This is a genomic window from Emticicia fluvialis (assembly GCF_024793945.1).
GTDB classification, from domain to species: domain Bacteria; phylum Bacteroidota; class Bacteroidia; order Cytophagales; family Spirosomataceae; genus Emticicia; species Emticicia fluvialis.
In genome coordinates this window covers 38,060-59,093 of the sequence record NZ_JANUSD010000013.1, presented here as the reverse complement: position 1 = coordinate 59,093, position 21,034 = coordinate 38,060, and the positions used below count along the sequence as shown (strand labels likewise).

At 41.1% G+C, this 21,034-nt stretch carries 21 protein-coding genes and 1 tRNA gene; 15 read left to right on the top strand and 7 right to left on the bottom strand.

Features of this window, described 5'->3' with window-relative positions:
* Positions 1–2 precede the first annotated feature (2 nt).
* The 4 genes from NZ848_RS15470 to NZ848_RS15455 all read left to right on the top strand — a co-directional run bounded on the left by NZ848_RS15470 (position 3) and on the right by NZ848_RS15455 (position 3,791).
* A complete protein-coding gene (locus NZ848_RS15470) occupies positions 3–1,631 on the top strand; it encodes an NAD(P)/FAD-dependent oxidoreductase (RefSeq protein ID WP_259016272.1) in 1,629 nt (542 codons plus the stop codon).
* Positions 1,632–1,699: 68 nt separating this feature from the next.
* A complete protein-coding gene (locus NZ848_RS15465) occupies positions 1,700–2,332 on the top strand; it encodes an NUDIX hydrolase (protein ID WP_259016271.1) in 633 nt (210 codons plus the stop codon).
* Positions 2,333–2,493: 161 nt separating this feature from the next.
* Complete coding sequence (locus NZ848_RS15460; RefSeq protein WP_259016269.1) at positions 2,494–3,111, top strand: hypothetical protein; 618 nt, start codon at positions 2,494–2,496, stop codon at positions 3,109–3,111.
* On the top strand, positions 3,090–3,791 hold the full coding sequence (locus NZ848_RS15455; protein ID WP_259016267.1) for a hypothetical protein: 702 nt from the start codon (positions 3,090–3,092) through the stop codon (positions 3,789–3,791). Before NZ848_RS15460 ends, NZ848_RS15455 begins: the two co-directional genes overlap by 22 nt.
* Positions 3,792–3,808: 17 nt before the next feature.
* Here the strand turns inward: NZ848_RS15455 and NZ848_RS15450 are convergent, their stop codons facing one another.
* The 4 genes from NZ848_RS15450 to NZ848_RS15435 all read right to left on the bottom strand — a co-directional run bounded on the left by NZ848_RS15450 (position 3,809) and on the right by NZ848_RS15435 (position 8,616).
* On the bottom strand, positions 3,809–5,341 hold the full coding sequence (locus NZ848_RS15450; protein ID WP_259016266.1) for an RtcB family protein: 1,533 nt from the start codon (positions 5,339–5,341) through the stop codon (positions 3,809–3,811).
* Positions 5,342–5,389: 48 nt separating this feature from the next.
* A complete protein-coding gene (locus NZ848_RS15445; RefSeq protein ID WP_259016265.1) occupies positions 5,390–6,484 on the bottom strand; it encodes a slipin family protein in 1,095 nt (364 codons plus the stop codon).
* A gap of 522 nt (positions 6,485–7,006) precedes the next feature.
* Positions 7,007–7,078 (bottom strand) — tRNA-Ala (locus tag NZ848_RS15440).
* Between the two features lie 863 nt (positions 7,079–7,941).
* Complete coding sequence (locus NZ848_RS15435; RefSeq protein ID WP_253534154.1) at positions 7,942–8,616, bottom strand: ATP-dependent Clp protease proteolytic subunit; 675 nt, start codon at positions 8,614–8,616, stop codon at positions 7,942–7,944.
* 323 nt (positions 8,617–8,939) lie between these two features.
* On the opposite strand from NZ848_RS15435, the gene NZ848_RS15430 reads away from it, so the two are divergent.
* The 6 genes from NZ848_RS15430 (at position 8,940) to NZ848_RS15405 (ending at position 12,887) form a co-directional block, all read left to right on the top strand.
* Positions 8,940–9,323, top strand: a complete 384-nt coding sequence (locus NZ848_RS15430) for a helix-turn-helix domain-containing protein (RefSeq protein ID WP_253534152.1) — start codon at positions 8,940–8,942, stop codon at positions 9,321–9,323.
* Between the two features lie 91 nt (positions 9,324–9,414).
* Positions 9,415–11,013, top strand: coding sequence for a sensor histidine kinase (locus NZ848_RS15425; protein WP_259016264.1), 1,599 nt, complete (start codon positions 9,415–9,417; stop codon positions 11,011–11,013).
* Positions 11,014–11,155: 142 nt separating this feature from the next.
* Positions 11,156–11,368: a hypothetical protein gene (locus tag NZ848_RS15420; protein ID WP_259016263.1), complete on the top strand. Its 213-nt coding sequence runs from the start codon at positions 11,156–11,158 to the stop codon at positions 11,366–11,368.
* A complete protein-coding gene (locus tag NZ848_RS15415; RefSeq protein ID WP_259016262.1) occupies positions 11,337–11,582 on the top strand; it encodes a tetratricopeptide repeat protein in 246 nt (81 codons plus the stop codon). The genes NZ848_RS15420 and NZ848_RS15415 overlap by 32 nt, the downstream gene beginning before the upstream one ends.
* A 4-nt stretch (positions 11,583–11,586) precedes the next feature.
* The gene (locus NZ848_RS15410; protein WP_259016261.1) at positions 11,587–12,171 is read left to right on the top strand and encodes a TlpA family protein disulfide reductase; all 585 of its coding nucleotides are present in this window, start codon (positions 11,587–11,589) and stop codon (positions 12,169–12,171) included.
* 26 nt (positions 12,172–12,197) lie between these two features.
* On the top strand, positions 12,198–12,887 hold the full coding sequence (locus tag NZ848_RS15405; RefSeq protein WP_253534146.1) for a LytR/AlgR family response regulator transcription factor: 690 nt from the start codon (positions 12,198–12,200) through the stop codon (positions 12,885–12,887).
* Positions 12,888–12,907: 20 nt separating this feature from the next.
* Here NZ848_RS15405 and NZ848_RS15400 read toward each other — a convergent pair whose 3' ends face one another.
* A complete protein-coding gene (locus NZ848_RS15400; protein WP_259016260.1) occupies positions 12,908–13,258 on the bottom strand; it encodes a ribonuclease P protein component in 351 nt (116 codons plus the stop codon).
* 118 nt (positions 13,259–13,376) lie between these two features.
* A complete protein-coding gene (gene rpmH, locus NZ848_RS15395) occupies positions 13,377–13,532 on the bottom strand; it encodes a 50S ribosomal protein L34 (RefSeq protein WP_101725182.1) in 156 nt (51 codons plus the stop codon).
* Between the two features lie 113 nt (positions 13,533–13,645).
* On the opposite strand from rpmH, the gene NZ848_RS15390 reads away from it, so the two are divergent.
* From NZ848_RS15390 to gpmI, 5 genes are all read left to right on the top strand, one after another.
* Entirely contained in the window at positions 13,646–15,067 is a 1,422-nt protein-coding gene (locus tag NZ848_RS15390) for a M61 family metallopeptidase (RefSeq protein ID WP_259016259.1), read from the top strand.
* A gap of 55 nt (positions 15,068–15,122) precedes the next feature.
* Positions 15,123–16,772, top strand: a complete 1,650-nt coding sequence (locus tag NZ848_RS15385; RefSeq protein ID WP_390890888.1) for an amidohydrolase — start codon at positions 15,123–15,125, stop codon at positions 16,770–16,772.
* Between the two features lie 78 nt (positions 16,773–16,850).
* Positions 16,851–17,360 (top strand): low molecular weight protein-tyrosine-phosphatase, encoded by a 510-nt coding sequence (locus NZ848_RS15380; RefSeq protein ID WP_259016258.1) that lies wholly within the window; start codon positions 16,851–16,853, stop codon positions 17,358–17,360.
* A gap of 14 nt (positions 17,361–17,374) precedes the next feature.
* The gene (locus NZ848_RS15375) at positions 17,375–17,899 is read left to right on the top strand and encodes a hypothetical protein (RefSeq protein WP_259016257.1); all 525 of its coding nucleotides are present in this window, start codon (positions 17,375–17,377) and stop codon (positions 17,897–17,899) included.
* A gap of 120 nt (positions 17,900–18,019) precedes the next feature.
* The gene (gene gpmI / locus NZ848_RS15370; RefSeq protein ID WP_259016256.1) at positions 18,020–19,558 is read left to right on the top strand and encodes a 2,3-bisphosphoglycerate-independent phosphoglycerate mutase; all 1,539 of its coding nucleotides are present in this window, start codon (positions 18,020–18,022) and stop codon (positions 19,556–19,558) included.
* Between the two features lie 77 nt (positions 19,559–19,635).
* On the opposite strand, the gene NZ848_RS15365 is transcribed toward gpmI, so the two are convergent.
* On the bottom strand, positions 19,636–20,979 hold the full coding sequence (locus tag NZ848_RS15365) for a trigger factor (protein WP_259016254.1): 1,344 nt from the start codon (positions 20,977–20,979) through the stop codon (positions 19,636–19,638).
* Positions 20,980–21,034: the final 55 nt, after the last annotated feature.

The following is a 21,034-nucleotide window of genomic DNA, read 5'->3' as shown; positions in this document are numbered from 1 at the left end:
TCATGCGCAAATTATTTACACTCACACTTGAGCCGGAGGTGGCTCTTGATGATACCGCCCTACGGCATTTTGTTCTTCAACAGGCTTCTTTACCTGCAACTACCGAAGACGTACACATTCAGAAACTCCGCCAGTCTATTGATGCCCGCAACCGCCAGGTGAAAGTTAACCTGGATCTGGAATTATATATAGGAGAAAAACCTGCTCCGGTAATGGAGTTTCAGAAGAATTATGCAGATGTGAGCAGCCACAGGCAGGCTATTGTGATAGGCGCAGGGCCAGCAGGTTTATTTGCTGCCTTGCGACTGATAGAACTGGGTATTAAACCAATTGTGCTGGAAAGAGGCAAAGACGTACAGGCACGCAGAAGAGACCTTTCGGCCATTAATAAGGAACACATAGTTAATCCGGATTCTAATTACTGTTTTGGAGAAGGTGGCGCTGGTACTTATTCTGACGGAAAGCTATACACCCGCTCTAAAAAGCGTGGAGATGTGAGGCGTATTCTTGAAATACTGGTTGCGCATGGGTCTACCCCGCAGATTCTGGTAGATACACACCCGCACATTGGTACCAATAAGCTACCCAATGTAGTAGCCGATTTACGCAACAGTATTCTGGCTGCAGGTGGCGAAATTCATTTCAACACCAAAGTAACTGATTTAAAGATTGTTAACGACCAGATAAAAGGTGTAAGTGTAGCCGATGGCAGGGAGTATCAGGGTATTGCCGTGATATTGGCAACCGGCCACTCGGCAAGAGATATTTTTGAGCTGCTGCACCGTAAAAACATTCTGATAGAGGCCAAGCCCTATGCTATGGGGGTGCGCATTGAACACCCGCAGTCATTGATAGACCAGCACCAGTATCACCGCCCCGAACGGGGAATACTACCGGCTGCCGCTTATAGTCTGGTAGCGCAAACCTATTATAATAATGTACAGAGGGGGGTTTTTAGTTTTTGTATGTGTCCAGGTGGTTTTATTGTGCCGTCGGCAACAGACGAGGGCGAGCTGGTGGTTAACGGGATGTCGCCCAACCGCCGGGATTCAAAATTTGCTAATTCAGGCATTGTTGTAGCCATCAATGAAGCCGATTGGCAGAAAAATAAAAACCTGGGGCCTTTGGCCGGACTTGAACTGCAAAAAGAAGTAGAACAACGGGCTTTTAATTTTGCGCTCAAAAGTAAATCATTTGCTTTAATGAATGAAGAAAACAAGTCTGACACCGAAAATCGCCATTGCCAGTTAGCACCTGCCCAGCGGCTTTCTGATTTTCTGAATGGCAAGATTTCAGCTTCTCTGAATGCTACGTCGTATCAACCCGGTTTAACTTCTTTAGATATGGTTGAAGTACTGCCCGATTTCATTGCCCGGCCGTTACAGGATGGATTCAGGCAATTCGGAAAGATGATAAAAGGTTACGTTACCAACGAGGCGCAACTGATTGGCATTGAGAGCAGGACGTCGTCGCCGGTGCGGATTCCGCGAGATAAAGAGTCACTGGAACATCTGCAAATTAAAGGACTTTTCCCATGTGGAGAAGGGGCAGGTTTTGCAGGAGGCATTGTGTCTGCTGCAATGGACGGTGAAAGATGTGCCGAACAATTGGCCCGACTTTATGGTAATTAAGGTTAAATGATAGAGATTTTTGCTTATATTGCAGAAACTAAATATTAACCTAAAGTCTATTTACCCCCGTGACCTTCGCTGAATTCATTAGTAAACTCTCCGACAGATTAAACAATCAACCCTTGCCGGGTCATGCTGAAATCGTAAGAAAGATGTCGCCCAACCGTATGCGTTTGAAAGGAGAACCTAATGATAGCACCCGGCGAAGCGGCGTTTTAATATTGTTTTACCCCAAAGGAGAAGACATACTGGTTCCGCTTATTTTGCGCCCGCAATATGACGGTGTGCATGGTGGACAAATGGCGTTTCCGGGTGGACGTGCCGAACTGAAAGACAAAAATATTCAGCATACGGCTTTAAGAGAAGCGCAGGAAGAAATTGGCATCAAGGCATCTGATGTAAAAGTTCTGGGTAATCTGACAGAACTATATATAGTACCTTCAAATCTGCTATGCCAGCCTGTACTTGGATACATTAATTATAAGCCCGATTTTTATCCGGATGCCCGCGAAGTAGCCGACATACTTGAAATACCACTTTCTGTATTTATCAATCCTGAAACCGTGCAGACGCGACAGGTAGAAACCAGAGGCTACAAATTTGAAACGCCGGGTTTTGTGGTAGATGACCAAATTGTATGGGGTGCCACTGCCATGATGATAGCCGAATTGGTAGAAATTATTAATCTTCTGGAGTCATAAAAAAACGAGAGGCGTTAATCCTCCCGTCCTTCTTTTCTGGTGGTTTGGGTCCATTCTTTATTTTCATCTGACATATTCCATTAATAATCCATCATATTTTTCACAAAACGCTTTGATTCTCGATTCTCGATTTGCAAATTGCAAATCAAAAATCAATTTGCATGAAGAAACATAATGGCATGCGGCCACAAGATATAGTTATTCTTATGGCAATTATTGCAAGTTCAAAGATATCCAATGCATGGAATCAGTCTAATTTCGAGTCAAAAGCGGAAGAAAATAAACTTCAATTAAAAGACTTTGTCGTGATACCGGCAAACAATAAAACACTAGCTCAAATACTACAAATTAGTGAATCAGAAATTTCTGAATCTCTATATAGATCCAGCTTTTCCGGTTTGATAGAAGATGTAAAAACCAAAAAGATTAACAAAAGAGCTTTACTTGATTTTCTGATTTATGGTATAAAATACGTCTTCCCGGCTCGACCGGCAGGTCTAGCCAGAGGCATTGCAACCGCTCATTCGGCTGACCCTTTGAAGCACTTGATAATATCAGAAGATAAATACATTTGGGAACACCCTGAGGGAGATATAAGAGGTCAGGTTATCGAACCTCTATATCCATCAATACCCTCAATTGTCAGGCAAAATAATAATTTATACGAATTGTTATCATTGATTGATGGTATCAGAACAGGCAGCTCAAGAATAATCAAAATAGCATCACAAGAACTTGAAAAACGCATAACAGACGCATGGCCTCCAATCAATCTCTGAATATAGAAAGGTTAAGAATAATAGCTAATGCCTTACTTCCTATTAAAAATAAGATTGTTTTTGTAGGAGGTGCTGTTGTATCTCTATATGCCGATGACCTTTCAAAAGAAGATGTACGCATTACTGATGATATTGATGTAGTAGTTGAAGTAATTAGTAGAGGAGATTACAGCGACATAGAAGAGCAAATAAGGAGTTTAGGATTTAAAAACGATATTGACTCGAATGTAATTTGCCGATATAAATTTCTTGGTATTACTGTTGATATAATGCCAAACGAAGAGGGTATTCTAGGGTTTTCGAATAAATGGTATATAGAAGGGGTAAAAAATAGTATTGATTTTTCATTAGACCAGGAGACTTCAATTCAGATATTTCCTGTTGCCTATTTTATATCTTCAAAATTAGAGGCGCTCAAATCAGTAAGACACGGCAAAGACTATAGATGGAATAGTGACTTTGAGGATATCATTTATATTTTTAATAATTGTACTAAAATCAGCGAAAGCATACTTCAGTCTGATAAACCTGTAAAAGAATTTGTTAAATTTGAGTTAGAAAAACTTCTTAGAAGACCCAACATTGAAGAAGAAATAATTGCGCACTTAGAGTATTCATCCCAACAGTTCAGAAAGAATAGAATTATTTCAATCTGGAAGCATCAAATTACTGAAATCTGATAAAAAAACGAGAGGCATTAATCCTCCCGTCCTTCTTTTCTGGTGGTTTGGGCATCAGCCATTCTTACAATTTTTGGTGTAAACTTAGCCAATACGTCAACTAATTCAGTTTGCGAGGCAATCACGGCTTCAATATTCTTGTAAACCATAGGCGCTTCATCTAAATCTCCGCCAATCAGGTACACATTTTTTTCGGCCAGCGCTTTCTTTAAGGCGCTGTTGGTAACAGAGCTCAAAGCTTTTTTTCTCGACATCAATCGCCCAGCCCCATGCGAAGCCGAATTGAGAGCCTCTGCCTCACCTTTTCCACGTACTACAAAGCCGGGGTCTGTCATAGAGCCGGGGATAATCCCCAAATCGTTGCGCCCTGCCGGAGTAGCCCCTTTTCGGTGGACTATCACTTCAGTACCATCGGCCAATACCTCTTTCCATGCAAAGTTATGGTGGTTTTCAACCATTTTTATAGGCTTCTCACCTATCATCTTTGCTATCTTCTTATGTATTTCATGATGGTTAGCCGAAGCGTAATCACCTGCCAGATTCATGGCTATCCAGTATTCCTGCCCCTCTTCGGTATTCATGTCCAGCCAGGCCAGATGGGCCGCTTCTTTTGGCAATTTGGTTTTTTGCCTGGCAATTTGTGAGTAATAGTTGGCAACTGCTCCACCAAAACCTCTAGAGCCTGAATGAGACAACAAAGCCAGATATTCACCTTTGGGTATTCCCAGCAAATCATCTTCGGCAAATACCTCAACAATTCCCCACTCCACAAAGTGATTACCCGTGCCAGATGTACCCAATTGTCGGTAGGCTTTATCTTTCAGGTCTCTGATTATTTTTGTGGCTTGCCATTCGGCTTTGTCCATTATGGTTTCATCAAATTTATGAGCAGTTTCTCCACCCATACCGAATTTTGTGTTTTCAACCAATGCTTTTTTTAGCAAGCCGGGTTGGCGTTTAAAAAAATCACCGGGTAAATCATATACTGAAAGGCACATGCGGCAGGCAATATCTACGCCTACTGCATAAGGTATAACCGTATTGGCAGTAGTAGCCAGTACGCCCCCGATAGGTAAGCCGTAACCCTGATGCGCATCGGGCATTAATGCGCCTGCTACTGCCACAGGCAGGCTCATGGCTGTTTCCATTTGTGCAACGGCTCCCTCTTCTATATGTTCTGCACCATATATCTTATAAGGTATTGAGGCTGTTGCTAATTGAAACATGCCTTCTTTTTGTTTCTCCTTCCGGTCTATTGCAAAATGTGGTATTTCTTCAGGCAGATACGTTTTTCCTTCTTCTGAAAGTTCCACTTTATTGCCTTGTTTTTGCAACAGGTAAAGCTCTTTTGCCAGATTAGTAACTTTGTTTTTTGAATTGGCAAATTTCTTCGGATTTGCCAGCATCTCTGCAAAAAGTCTTAATACTTTTTCTTTGGGGTATTCCGCTTTTTGAATGAGCCCATTGGTGATTCTCATGAAAACTCCATGCAGGTTTTCAGGGATGTTTCCCAATACTAATATTTCATCTAATGAAATCGTTGTTTCCATTTTAATACTTTGTTATTGAGGGGCATCATTTATGCCCCTGTGTTGTTTTCAATTTTTCACAAAAATCTGCTTCAATTGATCCAAGATTTGTCCGTTACCAGAAACCGAAATGTTATTGATTTTGTCTGCAATTTTCTCCACATACTCCATCTCTTTCAATTTCCACAAGGTTTCGTTTTCTTCCATCAATTTGGCAGTGTTCAACAAGCTACGCATCGAAGCGGTTTCTTCCCTCCGCATAATAATGTTCGCCTGTGCTTTTTTCTCAGCCATTAATACCTGGTTCATGATATCTTTCATGTCTCCTGGTAAGATAATGTCACGGATACCAAAGCTCCTGATTTCAATACCTAAATCAGCTACTTTTCCGGAAGCACTTTTCATGATAAACTCACCGATGCTATCTTTTTTATCCAACAACTCATCGAGGGTTAATCCTCCGATATACTCCCTCAAGGCTAATTGGAGTAAAATATAAACTTGCCTGTCGCAGTCCTTGTTTTCATACAAAGCCTTTACAATATCAGTGATACGGTATTGAACAACCCCATTTAACCGGATGTTGGCTTTGTCTTTAGTAAGAATTTCCTGTCCGGAAACCTCTAATTGTAAATTCCGCATATCAGCTTTGGCAACCTGAATACTGATGCTGTTTTTCCACCAGTAATAAGTACCTCCGTTAAGAATACCGGCAAATTTTCCACCCACAATCAAAACACCTTTTTCGTAAGTCTCAACTACATGAACTCTCACATAAGGCAATAATTTAGAACTGATTAACTGAATGCTGAGCGGCTCAGTAATCTCAATCTTGCTGATGTCTGCCATGATGTAGGTATAGTTTTTAATACCTTTCCAGAACGCATATTTACCCGCTCCGAGCACAGTTAAGAAACGATTGTCTTCAAACTGAACGGCCAATTCGTTATCTTTTACTTCAATTACCTCTAAAGCATCGGCTACTTCGGCGTGTTGCAATAAGACGTTCAATTCTATTGGGGCATTAAAAGCTGTTCCTTTATTGTAAAGATAGACTTCTTCTCTTCCCCAGAAGGTGTATACACCTTTTTCAAGCAATTGCATAAAAGCCTCGTCTTTCAAAACCAACCCGAATTGATTGGCATTTACTCTTATCCTTTTCATTTTTTTAAATAATTACATGGTTAAAAATCAGTCTTACGTTATTCCATTCTTTGAAACGGAAATCAGATTAAGATAAACTTTAATAACTGGTTTGTTGACCTTAGACCCTGAACAGGCGGTTGTTCATTTCAACCGGTGCATCAATCCGGCTGGCGTATGATGGCCTTCAGACAACAAAGCAATTACTTCTGTGTATCGGTATCCTCTTCTTTTCTGGCTTTTCTGAACTGCGTTTTCCAGAGAAAACGCCAGAATAATTTCAGACTGATGGTTTTGTTAGTAGGATAAATTATCCGTCGCGTCTACCATTTCGCCACAGGCCCTCACGAGCCCGGCAGGATTCGAACCTGCAATTTTTGGTCTGTTGCTCTACCATTGAGCTATTCCTTGCGAGGAAGAAGGATTCGAACCTTCAACACACAGAGTCGTTAATAGAAACTTAACTGACAGCATATAGGTCTTCGTCACCAATACTATGGGGCTATACAGAAACCCTCATCAGGTTCAATTGCATTTCTATCGCGAAACATACGGGACTCGAACCCATAACACTACCCTGCCAGGGTAACGTGATAACCATTTCACCAATGTTCCACCAATCACAGCTAATTTGAAGAGGGCTAAAAAACAATAAGCCCGGCCTTGTTAGTAACAGAGGCCGGGCTTATGCTGTTGTTCAGTTCAGAACAAATCTATGTGCATAAACACTTAAACCTCAGTTTTTTTGCTGCATCAAAACATCTATCACGCTTATCAAAAAATACAATACCTGCATTTTCATTCAGACATAGTAAATCCTTATCGAATCGTTTCGGATTCACCGGATTGATATGCTGCTGATATGAATTTCTGATTGCCATAATAAAATTTCTTTATTGGTTATTTTACATTAAAAAAGCCCGACTTTCCAAGAATGCCGGGCTTTGTATATTTCGGTGTATGAACTCTACCTCAATTTACTAATTACCCTGCATGTATCCATATCAAACGGAAGCACTCTTGTGCTACTGCCCTTTGCTATATTTAGTTTCAATAGATACATGTTTGTCTTTGTTTTTTGCACTGCAAAGATAGCGGATTTTATTTTCTATTATCCAAATATTTTTTCAGTTTTTTTTAAAGTAAATCATAAAACACTAATATACAGCATTTTAAAATTTACAATTCTTAAAAAAACCTTAAAATTAAATTTATACCGTTAAGCAACTAATTGGTTTTGGTGCGTGTTTCAGAAGTAATTATTCGTACTTTCGTTTCTGCTGCAAAGCCAGACTTATTAGTTTTTATATGGCAATTTTGAAAAGTTAAAAATCAAACTATAAGTATTTAAGCTCGTCAAAAATTGTACTTTTCCGATATATTACACCTAAGAAAAGACCTGAATCAGGCATAAAAATGGGGCTTTCTAGTGCCTTTTACAGCAACAGAAAGCCCCACGATTGATGGCAATTACTTAATTATTTCTCACGATAAAGCACTTCGTCAATCAAGCCGTATTCTTTGGCCTCCTCGGCTTTCATCCAGTAGTCACGGTCTGAATCCAACTCAATTTGCTCTATTGTTTTACCGGCGTGGTTAGCCAGAATCTCATACAATTCTCTGCGAAGTTTAATGATTTCTTTCACCGTAATTTCCATGTCGCGCGACTGCCCCTGGGCGCCACCACTTGGTTGGTGAATCATCACACGGGCATGAGGCAAAGCAGAGCGCTTACCTGCTGCACCGCCTGCCAGCAATACCGCACCCATAGAGGCCGCCAATGATGTACAGATAGTAGCCACATCAGGGCGTACATACTGCATGGTGTCATACATACCCAGGCCGGCATATACAGAGCCACCAGGGCTGTTAATATACATTAAAACATCTTTTTTGGCATCAACAGACTCCAGAAACAACAACTGAGCTACTACTACGTTTGCAACGTAGTCATCAACAGCAGTACCTAAGAAAATGATTCTGTCCATAATCAGACGCGAAAACACATCAATGGCTGCAAAACGCATCGGGCGCTCTTCAATGATGTTGGGCGTCATGTTGGTAACGTTATGTTTCATGTAGTCATCAAGCGCCAGACCACTCATACCCATGTGGTTAACAGCATACTTACGAAATTCTTCTCCAAAATGCATAGTACAATATTCTATTAAATTTCTGATTATATAATTCTTCAACACGAAACCATAGCACGAAGTTCGGTTTTAAGAACTTTCTATATTTTCGTTTTGTTCGATACAAAGATGTAATTTCTTTCAGTAAATTGTTGTCAGAAATACAGATATTTTATCAGAAATTCCGATTTTACGGCTGCCCGGGTTTTAAAACTGCCATGGCAACCCTAAGCAATATGGCATCGGAGCTGTTTTGAACACATTTCAATACAAAAAACGTTTATCTGTAAAAGACCGTTTTACCGCACTATTATCACTTTACGTTTTGTTTGCAATTTATAACTATGAATATCGGAGAAAAAATTCGTCAGGCACGCCAAAAAAAAGGTTTTTCGCAAGAAAACATGGCCGATATGCTGGGGATTTCTACCACAGCCTATGGCGATATTGAGCGCAACAAAACTGAACTGACCATTGCCAGGGCAACTGAAATAGCTGGACTGTTGCAGGTAAATATTATAGAGCTGATGGGCATAGACCTGCAGCCTGTAGATTTCAGTATGGAGAAACTACAAATGGAAAATGAAAAGCTGAAATCGGAAGTAGAAAAATGGCAACTGGCCGCCCACTACTGGCGTGAAAAATTTGAACAGCAACGTTTGCTGGGCGATTTACTGCGCATTGGCACACAACAACCACAGGAAGAACGGCAAAAGATTGGCTTCTGAAAAATTCATCACATTTTCGGGCAGTTTCGTAACATTATTATTTTCAGCGAATGATTGAGCCATAGTTTTGTTGAAAATTTATGAAAAAGCTATGCAATCATTTCGAAAGTTCAGACAATACGAGTTCTGGTTTATCCTTCTGGCATTTACCATTTACATTACCCGTAGACTATTTGAAATGGCCGGTGAGTTCGATAGAGATATCGAACTCGCCGAATCTTCAACATTTGGCGCTACGGTATTTTCCAATTATACGCATAACATCTGGAATGACCTTGCCGGGTATAACCATGAAATTAATACTATTTTCCCTACCATAGCCGGCGGTGTGCTGTCTTTTGCAGCCTGGGCGTGTTTTCATTACCTGGCCTACCCACGATTAAAGTCAAAAGAGCGCAAACAAGATGAAATAATTGCCTATTTGTTTCTTACGGTTCTATTTAGTGCCGCCAGTGTTTTTTTCTATGATTATTTTAAACTTTACTGGCGTTTCAGAACAGACGACTACGAACAAATTATCGGTTTCAAAGTTTATTCGCTTTTCCGCAAGGTAAATTTGGTAAGCAATACCATAGCCTTGTTAACCATGATTGGCATTTACGAAGCGGCTTCACAGTTTTATTACTTTCTTAAAAACAAACTAAACGAAGAGCCTGAGAAGAACTTTCAGTATTTAGATTTCCTGCTGGTAGCTTTCGTTGTACTAGCCATTACGGGCTTTGCATTTTGGGGGCAACTGCCGGTTAGTTTCTGGAAGAGCGATTTGAGAGAAGGTGTTTTTATACCACTTTTTCTGGCAACTGTTTACATAGCCCAGAATGTATTTATTGAAAGAATTATACCCAACATTTCCAATTTAGGCTCTAAAGGGTTTTCAGCCGGTATTATACTCTTCGTTATTGTATGTATCTTAGGCACATTGGCGCTTCTGGTTGTTAATCAGATTTTCTGGGTATCAAACGGCCATCAGGGATTTTACCTCAACACTCGCGATTTTCTGGTGCCGTTTTTTTTAATCGTTTTCATTTCGTCCATTGGCGCATTTCTCAGAAGTATATTTTTTAAGGAGAAGTTAAAATTAACCGAACTTTTTACCCGTAAAACAGCTGAGCTTTCTTCACTCAGGTCACAGATTAATCCACATTTTCTGTTCAATGCCTTAAATACGCTTTACTCGGTTTCGCTGAAAGAAAATGCAGAAAAAACCGCTGACGGCATACAAAAACTGGGCGATATGATGCGCTTTATGCTGAATGAAAACAACCAGGACCGGATTCCGCTCTATAAAGAGATAGAGTATCTGCAAAACTATATAGAGATACAACAGATGCGCATTGCGGAGTCAGACAATATTGAGATAAAAGTAAATATTCAGCCCACAGACCGTGAAATATTTGTGGCCCCAATGCTGCTGAATCCATTCATTGAAAATGCCTTTAAACACGGCATCAGTTTCCGGAATCCTTCATGGATTTATATTACGCTCACTTATGACGACACCCGGTTATATTTCAAGGTTCATAACTCGCTTCACGCCAGGTCAGAGGCAGACCCTGAAAAGAATAACAACGGCATAGGCCTTGAAAACGTCAAGAAACGCCTGGAACTGATTTACAAAAACCGCCACACACTCGACATTCAGCAAAGCGAACAAGATTTCTTTGTGTCTCTTACTATTACCTATTGGTGATTTAACCTTACAACAATTATGAAAAAGCTAACATTAACAACTGTTATTTGCTTTGCCATGGCTTGTGCGCTGGCGCAGAACATCATAACCACCAGAAAAGAACATTTTTGAGGTAGCTAAAATGCCTAATACCTACCTGAAAATGGATAAACCTGATAGTGACCCCAAAAAAGTACTCAGCAACAGAATGGCAACCTGGTTTGATAACCGGTTTAAAAATGTAGATTCTATAAAAACCGGTAGTAAACATTATTGTACTTACAATTGCGGCGGCACCTACGGCGACAATAAAATAATAAGCACCTCTGCAGATATGCTTAATTATGTACTGGCTGGGTTACGACCTGCTTCATAGAGCTAAACAACAACAATATGCACTGGAAACTTTTAAAATTAACACATTTCTGTTTCCGAAAAGCTTCAATGTAAATGACAGTTATGCCGAAGTGCTCAATGCCAATAGCAAACGTGAAGAGGCTATTATGATGTATCAGAAATCGATTGCCATGAATCCGAAAAACGAGGGGGGCAAAGAAATGTTGCAACAAATTTTAGTCAATAAAAAATAAAATGATGAAAAAGCAATTTAAAACACTTTCTATTATACTTTCAGTTATTTTTGTTGTTATGGTTATTGGAGCTTTTTCAGCCAATAAGTATTATGAGTCTCGCCTTGAACCTGAAATAAACATAGAAGAGGCCAAAGATGTAACTGAGTTAAAGCAGATACTCGACAAACACAAAGGCTCATTACATTATGTCGACCATTCGTCGGTTAACTGTGGAGCCTGTTTTGTTGAATTGAAAAATTATGTTCCTCAACTGCAAGCACGTTACAAAAACAAACCTATTACGTTTGTCTATATCTGTTCTGAAAGCAACTATCCGTTAAAAACAGTGAGCAACAGTGTGCTATGGCGCCGGAAGTTAGCTGCTGCTAAAGCGAAAGGGCATCATTATCTGGTCAGCAATGAATTCAGCATGAAGCTTTTCGACCAGACAGTGAGTAAGAACGAAATGCCTTATTATCCCTGGCAGTTTATTGTAGATGAAAACGGTAAAATCATTAACAGGCATGCCATTCGCCCTAGTAATCTGCCTCAATTGTATCAGCAATTAGACAGTTTGTTATTGACAAGACAGAAGAAAATGATTTAATTTCAGCAGTATTTTAACAAACCTACATGCTTACCGCCATAGCCATAGATGATGAACCCCATGCCCTGGAAGTAGTGCAGATGCACGCAGCTAAAGTACCCTTCCTGGAACTGAAAGCCACTTTTACAGATGCATTTGAGGCAATACCTTACTTGCAGCAAAACAAAATAGACTTATTGTTTCTTGATATAAAAATGCCCGACATTTCGGGCATTGAGTTTATCAATATACTGCAAAAAGCGCCAATGGTGGTGTTTACAACGGCTTATTCTGAATACGCCGTAAAGGGCTTTGAATTAGATGCCATAGATTACCTGCTGAAGCCCTTCTCGCTGGCGAGATTCACCAAAGCCTGCAATAAGGCATTGGAGATTAGCCAGCCAACCCGCGAAACCACCATAGATTTTATATTTTTAAAAACAGGCTATGAAGAAGAAAAAGTCTTTTTTGATGACCTGCTTTACATAGAGGCCGAGGGCAATTATATGGCCTATGTGCTTAAAAGTAAAAAGCTGCTGAGCCGACAGAACATCAGCGAAGCGCTCCAGCTTTTACCAGCCGGGCAATTTATCAGAATCCACCGCTCTTATATCGTTAACATCAATAAAATACAGAAACTTACAAGGCAGTCGGTCTGGATTGCCGACAGAGAGATTTTCATTGGGGCGTCTTATGAAGACCGTTTACCAGAAATAAGAGAGAAGTTTAAAAAATAGAACAATGGGTTTGCGGCCATTTACAACTTTTTTAGGCAATTCTTCATGCCTTTTTCAATTATGGCGTACTCTTCAATTTTCTTGCCTACATAAATAAATGCAATGTAATATTGCCCGGGCAGCTGTACTTTATGAAGCCGGTAGGCTTCTTTCATGCGTCGGCGAATCAGATTTCTGTCAACCGCATGTTTAAATTGCCTCTTGGGTACCGAGAAAAGCACCTGAGTAGTTTCTTCTTCCGAATGCCGAAAAACAGCCCTTACCGGATACGCAAAAACACCATCGTTGGCAGAATCTTTTCTGTCAAAAAGGCCGCCAATTACCTTGGTGCTGCATAGTCTTTCGTTCTTTCTGAAAGTTTTCTTTACCATTCAGTAAAAATAATTACCCGTAAAGCTAATAAAAAAGCCACCCAGAGGTGGCTAAATATCTTGATTACGTCGGGTTTACAAATTGTAAAATCGAACTATCAAACTGCTGCAAACGAGATTATTTGTGTTTTTTCTCGTCAGAAACAGTCAATTTCCATCTGCCACGTGCACGACGTGCAGCCAATACGCGTCTGCCATTTGCAGATTCCATACGCTCACGGAATCCGTGTTTGTTACGACGCTTTCTGTTTGATGGTTGGAATGTACGTTTCATTATATTTATTTATTTTTGTTCTTTTAATTCACAATAACCCGCACCTTTCATAAGGGACTGCAAAAGTACGCAATAATTTTAATAAAGCCAACAGCACAACAAAAAATTGTTTCATGCATTACAAAATTTATTCTAAAAACCGCCACTCACATTTTATTGATATAGAATGCTTTATCACTGATATTCAGGCCGATACACTTGAGCTGCAGTTGCCTGCATGGCGCCCGGGCCGATACGAACTACAGAATTTTGCTAAAAATATTCAGCAATTTGAGGTTACCGACACAAACGGCGAAACACTGGCCTGCAAAAAAATAACCAAAGATCGCTGGCTGGTAGAAACAGAGGGTATCAGCAGCGTTATTGTGCGCTATAACTATTTTGCGCATATTATTAATGCGGGTAGCAGTTACGTAGACGAACACATATTGTATGTAAATCCGGTAAATTTATGCCTGTATGCAGAGGGTAGAATAAATGAACCCTGCACCATTGAGCTGGAACTAGGCGAAAGCCAGAAAATTGCCGGCATCAATACGATTACCCATCACCCGGGTTCATCAGTACACCTCTTACATTTTGACGATTTTTATCACCTGGCCGATAGTCCTTTTATTGTAAGCGCCAGCCTGAAACATGATTTCTACGAGATTGACGACGTGAAATTCAATCTATGGTTTGAAGGCAACATCAACCCGGATTTTGAACGTATCAAAGCCGATTTCAGCAAATTTACACAGGCACAAATAGCTATTTTTGGAGAGTTTCCTCAGCCTGAATATCATTTTCTGACCTGGGTTTTGCCGGTACCTTATTATCACGGGGTTGAACACCGGAGTTCAACCATGCAGGTGCTTGGGCCTGATAATCAGAACTTTGAAGAACTGTATATTGATTTACTGGGGCTGGCCTCGCATGAATTATTTCATACCTGGAATATCTGCCGCATTCGGCCGGTTGAGCTTCTGCCTTATGATTACACCCAGGAAAACTATTTCCCGACCTGCTTTGTGGCTGAGGGCGTTACTACCTATTACGGAGATTTGATATTAAGCCGTGCCGGAGTTTTTAATGAAGCGCAATACCTGAAAGAACTGGAAGTTTGCTGTAAAAGACATTTCGACAACGCCGATAATGCAGCACAATCTCTGGCTGAATCATCGTGGGACCTCTGGCTGGACGGCTACACACCAAGCATCCCCGGCCGTAAGGTGTCTGTTTATCATAAAGGTGCCATTGCTGCCCAGATATTAGACCTGCACATCAGAAAAGTTTCAAGCCACACCCGCTCGCTCGACGATGTGATGAAACAAATGTGGGAGCAATTCGGCAAACCCTTCAAAGGCTATTCGTATCAGGATTATCAAGCCATTTGCGAAGAAGTAGCCAATGAAAAACTAGACTGGTATTTTGATGTCTGTATCAACGGCAAAGAGTCATTATCTGACTTACTGAACCGGTACCTGCAATTAATAAATCTGGAGATGGTGAGAAACGAGGAAGGTATGCTTTGCCTCATTAAAACAACAACCTAAGGCATTTGTGTAAAATAAGGCAAGGCTTTAAGTATATTGCAAAAAATAAACATCTATGAAACTCTATCAATCTACTCTTGCACGCGTGGCATTTATCTGTATGGCTTTTGTGTATAGCAGCTCGCTGGCACAAAAAAAAGAGGCAGACCTCATAGTGCATAACGCAATTGTGTACACGGTTAATAGCCAGTTTGTTGTGGCAGAAGCCTTTGCTGTCAAAAACGGCAAGTTTGTTGGTATTGGCAGCTCTAAAGACATACTGGCGGGCTACACAGCCAGACATACCGTTGATGCCGGCAAGAAGCCGGTTTACCCGGGTTTTTATGACCCCCACAGTCATTTCCTGGGTTTGGGGCAGATGCTTGGGCAATGTGATCTGGTAGAGACCACGTCTTACGAAGAAATAATTGAGCGACTGAAAAAGTTTGCCGCCGAGCATCCCGAAAACCAATGGATTATTGGCCGGGGCTGGGACCAGAACGACTGGGATGTAAAGGTTTTTCCGACTAAAGATTTGCTCGATAAGGCATTTCCGGACAAGCCTGTTCTGCTTACGCGCATTGACGGGCATGCGGCCCTTATTAACTCCAAAGCCATTCAACTGGCAAAGATTTCGCCTGCCAGTAAAGTAAGTGGTGGCGATGTAGAAGTAATGGATGGCCAACTGACAGGTATTCTGGTAGACAACGCCATGGGATTAGCCAGAAGGGTGATTCCGTCAGCTACCGAAAAAGAAAAGCAAACCATGCTACTGGCTGCACAAAAAGAATGTGTAAAATATGGGCTTACCACGGTTTCGGATGCAGGGTTGAATCAGGATGATATTGAACTGATTGATAAAATGCAGAAACAGGGATCTTTGCAAATACGTAACTATGTAATGGTTTCATTGGGTATCCGCAATCTGGAATATTTCATCAAAAAAGGGATTTACAAAACCGACCGCCTGAATGTGCGCTCGTTTAAATTATATGCAGATGGAGCTTTGGGCTCAAGAGGAGCCTGCCTGCTGAAACCTTACAGCGACGAACCCTCAAAAACCGGATTTTTACTACTTAGCCCTGCCGAACTGGAACGCAGCCTTACAGCCATTTATAATTCTGGCTATCAGGCCAATACACACTGTATCGGCGACTCGGCCAACAGACTGATTCTGAATATTTACGGCAAGTTACTGAAAGGCAAAAACGACCGCCGCTGGCGTATAGAACACGCACAGGTGGTTTCAACTGAAGATGTACCCAAATTTGGGCGATACTCGGTCATTCCGTCAATTCAGGCTACTCACGCAACTTCAGATATGTACTGGGCAGGTGACCGATTAGGCAAAGAGCGGGCAAAGACCGCCTACGCTTTTCAGGACCTGTTGAAACAAAACGGTCTTATTGCCAATGGCAGCGATTTCCCGGTAGAATACGTCAACCCCTTGTTTGGGTTTCATTCAGCCGTTGCCCGCCAGGACGATAAAAACTACCCCAACGGTGGCTTTCAGATGGAAAATGCCTTAACCCGCGAGCAAGCTTTGAAAGCCATGACCATCTGGAGTGCCTTTGCCAATTTTGAAGAGAAAGAACGGGGCAGTATTGAAACCGGCAAAATGGCTGACTTTGTGATTCTTGAAGCAGATATTATGAAAGCGCCCAAAGAAAAACTTCGTAGTATTAAAGTTATTAATACCTTTATAGGCGGCCAAAAAGTCTATTAAATATTGATTAAAAAGGCCTTGCTGAGAAACATTCTTCAATTTTAAACGCTTAATAACTTTACAAATTCATTTAAAACTATGGTAAAAGTATTGTTCGTTTGTTTAGGAAATATCTGCCGTTCACCCATGGCAGAAGGTGTATTTAAAGACTTAATACAAAAACACGGGTTGGAAGATAAAATAGACTGCGATTCGGCCGGAACTATGGGCTGGCATGCAGGCCAGGCACCTGACCACCGGGCTATTAAAAGTGCGCTCAACCACGGCATTGCGCTTATCCACAAAGGCCGAGAGATTACACCTGCCGATCTGGATGATTTCGACCACATTGTAGTAATGGATGAAAAAAACTTTAAAGATGTGCACGCCCTTTACTACAAGATAAAGCAAACACCACCCCCTGCTGAAAAACTCTTTTTAATGCGCGACTACGACCCGAACGTAAAGGGTGTTTTTGAGGTACCAGACCCCTACTATGGCTCTGAAAAAGACTTTGAAGAGGTTTTTCAGATTGTAGAAAGAAGCGGTAAAGAATTGCTCGGGCATCTAATTGAAAAATATAAGCTTGTAAAAGAAAAGGAACTGTAAGATTTGATGATACAATGAATATCGAAAAAGAGTTGACCCTTCAGTTTTCAAAAACCAGGGTTAAGCATATTGCCGATATAATTGGTGCCGATGAAGAAAGATTTGCCGTATTAATGCGAATCTTTCTTCAGGGCACCTACGTGCTTACACAAAAAGCTGCCTGGGTACTCAGCGAATGTGCCGTCAGACATCCTTTTCTCATTATTCCTTATTTCAGAAGGTTTATTGATAAACTTCATGAGGCCGATGCTTCTGACGCCGTTAAAAGAAACGTTATACGGGTTTGGCAGTATACAGATATACCGGAAGAATATACAGGTGAAGTGTACGACATCTGCTTCGGCTACCTGAATAGTAATGAAGCCATAGCGATAAGAGCCTTTTCTGTTACCGTTTGCTATAATATAGCCCGTAAACTGCCTGAACTAAAACCTGAGCTACGATTAACCCTTGAAGACCTGTTGCTGAAAAACCAGGATGGCTCGCCGGCAATTAAAAGCAGAGGAAAGAAGATTTTAGCAGAGTTGAAGAAAAAATGAGTAAATTTGCCTTGCAAACATAGCTAAGAAATTCATGAAACTTTCATGCCATTAACCCTACCCCAAACATGAAAAGTTTCTAATACAAACCTACTTATACAGGTGACGGGGTAAAACATTATGAACAAAAAAGTAATTTTGATAATCCTTGATGGTTGGGGGATTCCTAAACCGGGTGAAGAATGGCGCTCGGCCATTGATGCAGCCAACGTACCCTATTTCAGAAAATTAATAAAAGAGTATCCGCACAGCACCTTAGAAGCCTGCGGACGCGCCGTAGGATTACCTAACGGACAAATGGGTAACTCAGAAGTAGGACACATGAACCTGGGCGCAGGGCGCGTGGTTTATCAGGAATTAGAAAAAATCAATATAGCAGTAGAAGAAGGGTATTTAGCTAAAGAACCCGCTTTGGTTAAGGCTTTTGAATACGCCAAAAACAATAATAAAAAAGTACATTTTATTGGTCTTGCATCAGACGGTGGCGTTCATTCGCATATAGACCACCTCAAAGGCTTGTGCACCGCCGCTGCCGGCTTCGGCTTAAAAGATGTGTTTGTGCATGCGTTTACCGACGGCCGTGACTGCGACCCTAAAAGTGGCAAGGGCTTCCTGGCCGACTTGCAGGCGCATCTGAGCAAATCAACCGGTAAAATTGCCAGTGTGATAGGCCGTTATTATGCAATGGACCGAGACAAACGCTGGGAGCGTGTAAAACTGGCTTATGATGCCATGGTGAAGGGTCTTGGTGAAGCCACCCTTACCATTGAGCAGTTGCAGGATGCCATTCAGATTTCTTATGAGCAAAACGTTACCGACGAGTTTCTGAAACCGATTGTAATTACTGAAAACGGTGTACCGGTTGCAAAAATTGAAGAAGATGATGTAGTAATGTGTTTCAACTTCCGTACTGACCGTGGTCGTGAAATAACTGAGGTATTGACACAGCATGATTTTCCTCAGTATGAAATGAAAGCTTTGAATCTGTATTATCTTACCATGACAAATTACGATGATTCGTACAAGAACGTACACGTAATTTATGACAAAGATAATCTGACCAATACCTTAGGCGAAGTGCTTGAAAGAGCAGGTAAAAAACAGATTCGCATTGCCGAGACAGAAAAATACCCGCACGTAACTTTCTTCTTCTCTGGTGGCCGTGAAGAACCGTTTGCAGGCGAAAGCCGCTTGTTGTGCCCCTCTCCAAAAGACGTGCCTACCTATGACCTTAAACCGCAAATGGCAGCGTTTGACATAGACAACACCATTCTGCCTGAATTGAAAAAACAGGAAGTTGACTTTGTTTGTCTCAACTTTGCAAACCCCGACATGGTAGGCCACACGGGTGTGTTTGAAGCCGTAATAAAAGCAGTAGAGGCCGTAGATAAATGCCTTGAACAAGTAGTTGATACCGCCCTTGAAAACGGCTATACTTCAATTGTGATTGCCGACCACGGAAATGCCGATTACATGATTAACGACGACCAATCGCCTAATACACAACACTCGCTGAATCTGGTGCCATGTATAGTTGTTGATAAAACAGACCGCTATGAGGTGAAAGACGGCAAGTTGGGTGATATTGCGCCAACCATACTTACTTTGTTGGGTGTAGAAATACCCCAAGAAATGACCGGAAACGTGTTGATTTCATAATCTACACCCAGTATAAAAGCAAGAATCCCCGTAGTGCAATACCACGGGGATTCTTTTTATGTACTTTTTGCAAAAGCTTAGGCATAAACCTCTTCTGCAATTTTGTTAAATTCGTCAACCTGTACGGTTTTCTTTTCAACTGTCAGATTTGCTTTCAGGAACTCGCGAACTTTTTTACCAAAGGCACGGTCGGTATATTTACGAACAGCGTTGTCTTTGTTCTCCTTAAGGGTTTTACGAGCCATGTTGTCAATGATATCTTCCAGGCCTTCGTACGAATAAGCTCCGAAATAATTACGCATTTCTGCTTTTACTTCATCCACTATATCGTTGTACTCCAGTTTGATTTCATTGTTAGCAGCCACCTCGTTACGGATTAAATCCATACGTAAACCACGAGCAAACGCATCATAATCTTTATCAATATCTTCTGCAGTAAATTTACCTTCGTTGATAATCAACAACCAGTCTTTCAGGAATGCATCAGGTAATTCGATATGAATATTGTTCAGAAGCGTTTTCTCCACTTCAAAATCAAGCAGATAATTACTTTCACGGTCATAGTTTTCTTTCACTATATTCCTGATTTCAGCTCTGAACTCTTCTTCATTAGACACTTTACCTTCGCCCAGCGCTTTATCAAAAAACTCCTGGTCAATATCAGCGGCAGCTACTCTGGTTATTTTCTCAACAGTAAATTCAAACTCACCAGCCATAGCAGCTGCTTCTTCCTCACTTTTACCGGTAGCATAACCAAGGTCTTTTACATTGGCAAAAATTGACTGAATATCAAATTTCACACTGCTGCCCTTTTCAAGTCCTTTAAAAATATGGAATGCATCTTCGTTAACACGGCCGGTAGAAATGGTAGCATCCTTGATTTCAATTTCAGAAGACTCTTGTTTCAAAGTACCAAAAACCAGATCTTCTTTTTCAACTTCTTCAGCTTCTGCGTCTTTTCCGAAACGACGACGGATGTCTTCAATGGCTTCGTTTACTTTATCTTCAGTTGGCTCAATGTCATAATTGGTAACAGCCGGAATCGCGCTCAAATCAACTGTAAAATCAGATGCAAGACCCAGGTCATACGCAAAAGTAAACTCTTTGCTGTTATCCCAGTCTACTTTAGAAGAGAGCTCGTTATCAGGCTTAGGATCGCCAACTACGCGCAACTTATTGTCAGTAATGTAATCGTTAGTTGATTTTGAAACCAGATTGATTACCTCGTCAACCAGAATACTTTTACCGTATAATTTCTGAATATATTCTTTAGGAACCATACCCGGGCGGAAACCTTTCACCTGAGCTGTTTTTGTGTATTGCTTGATTTTTTTATCAACTTCCGGCTTGTAGTCTGCTTCTGTAACATTAACTGTAAGTCTGCCGGTGGTTGCAGAAGTTTTTTCAAATATTGTTTCCATTATGTCGGAATATGAGGTTTAAGAATTAAAATCGCCGCATTCAGGGCAAAGCCGG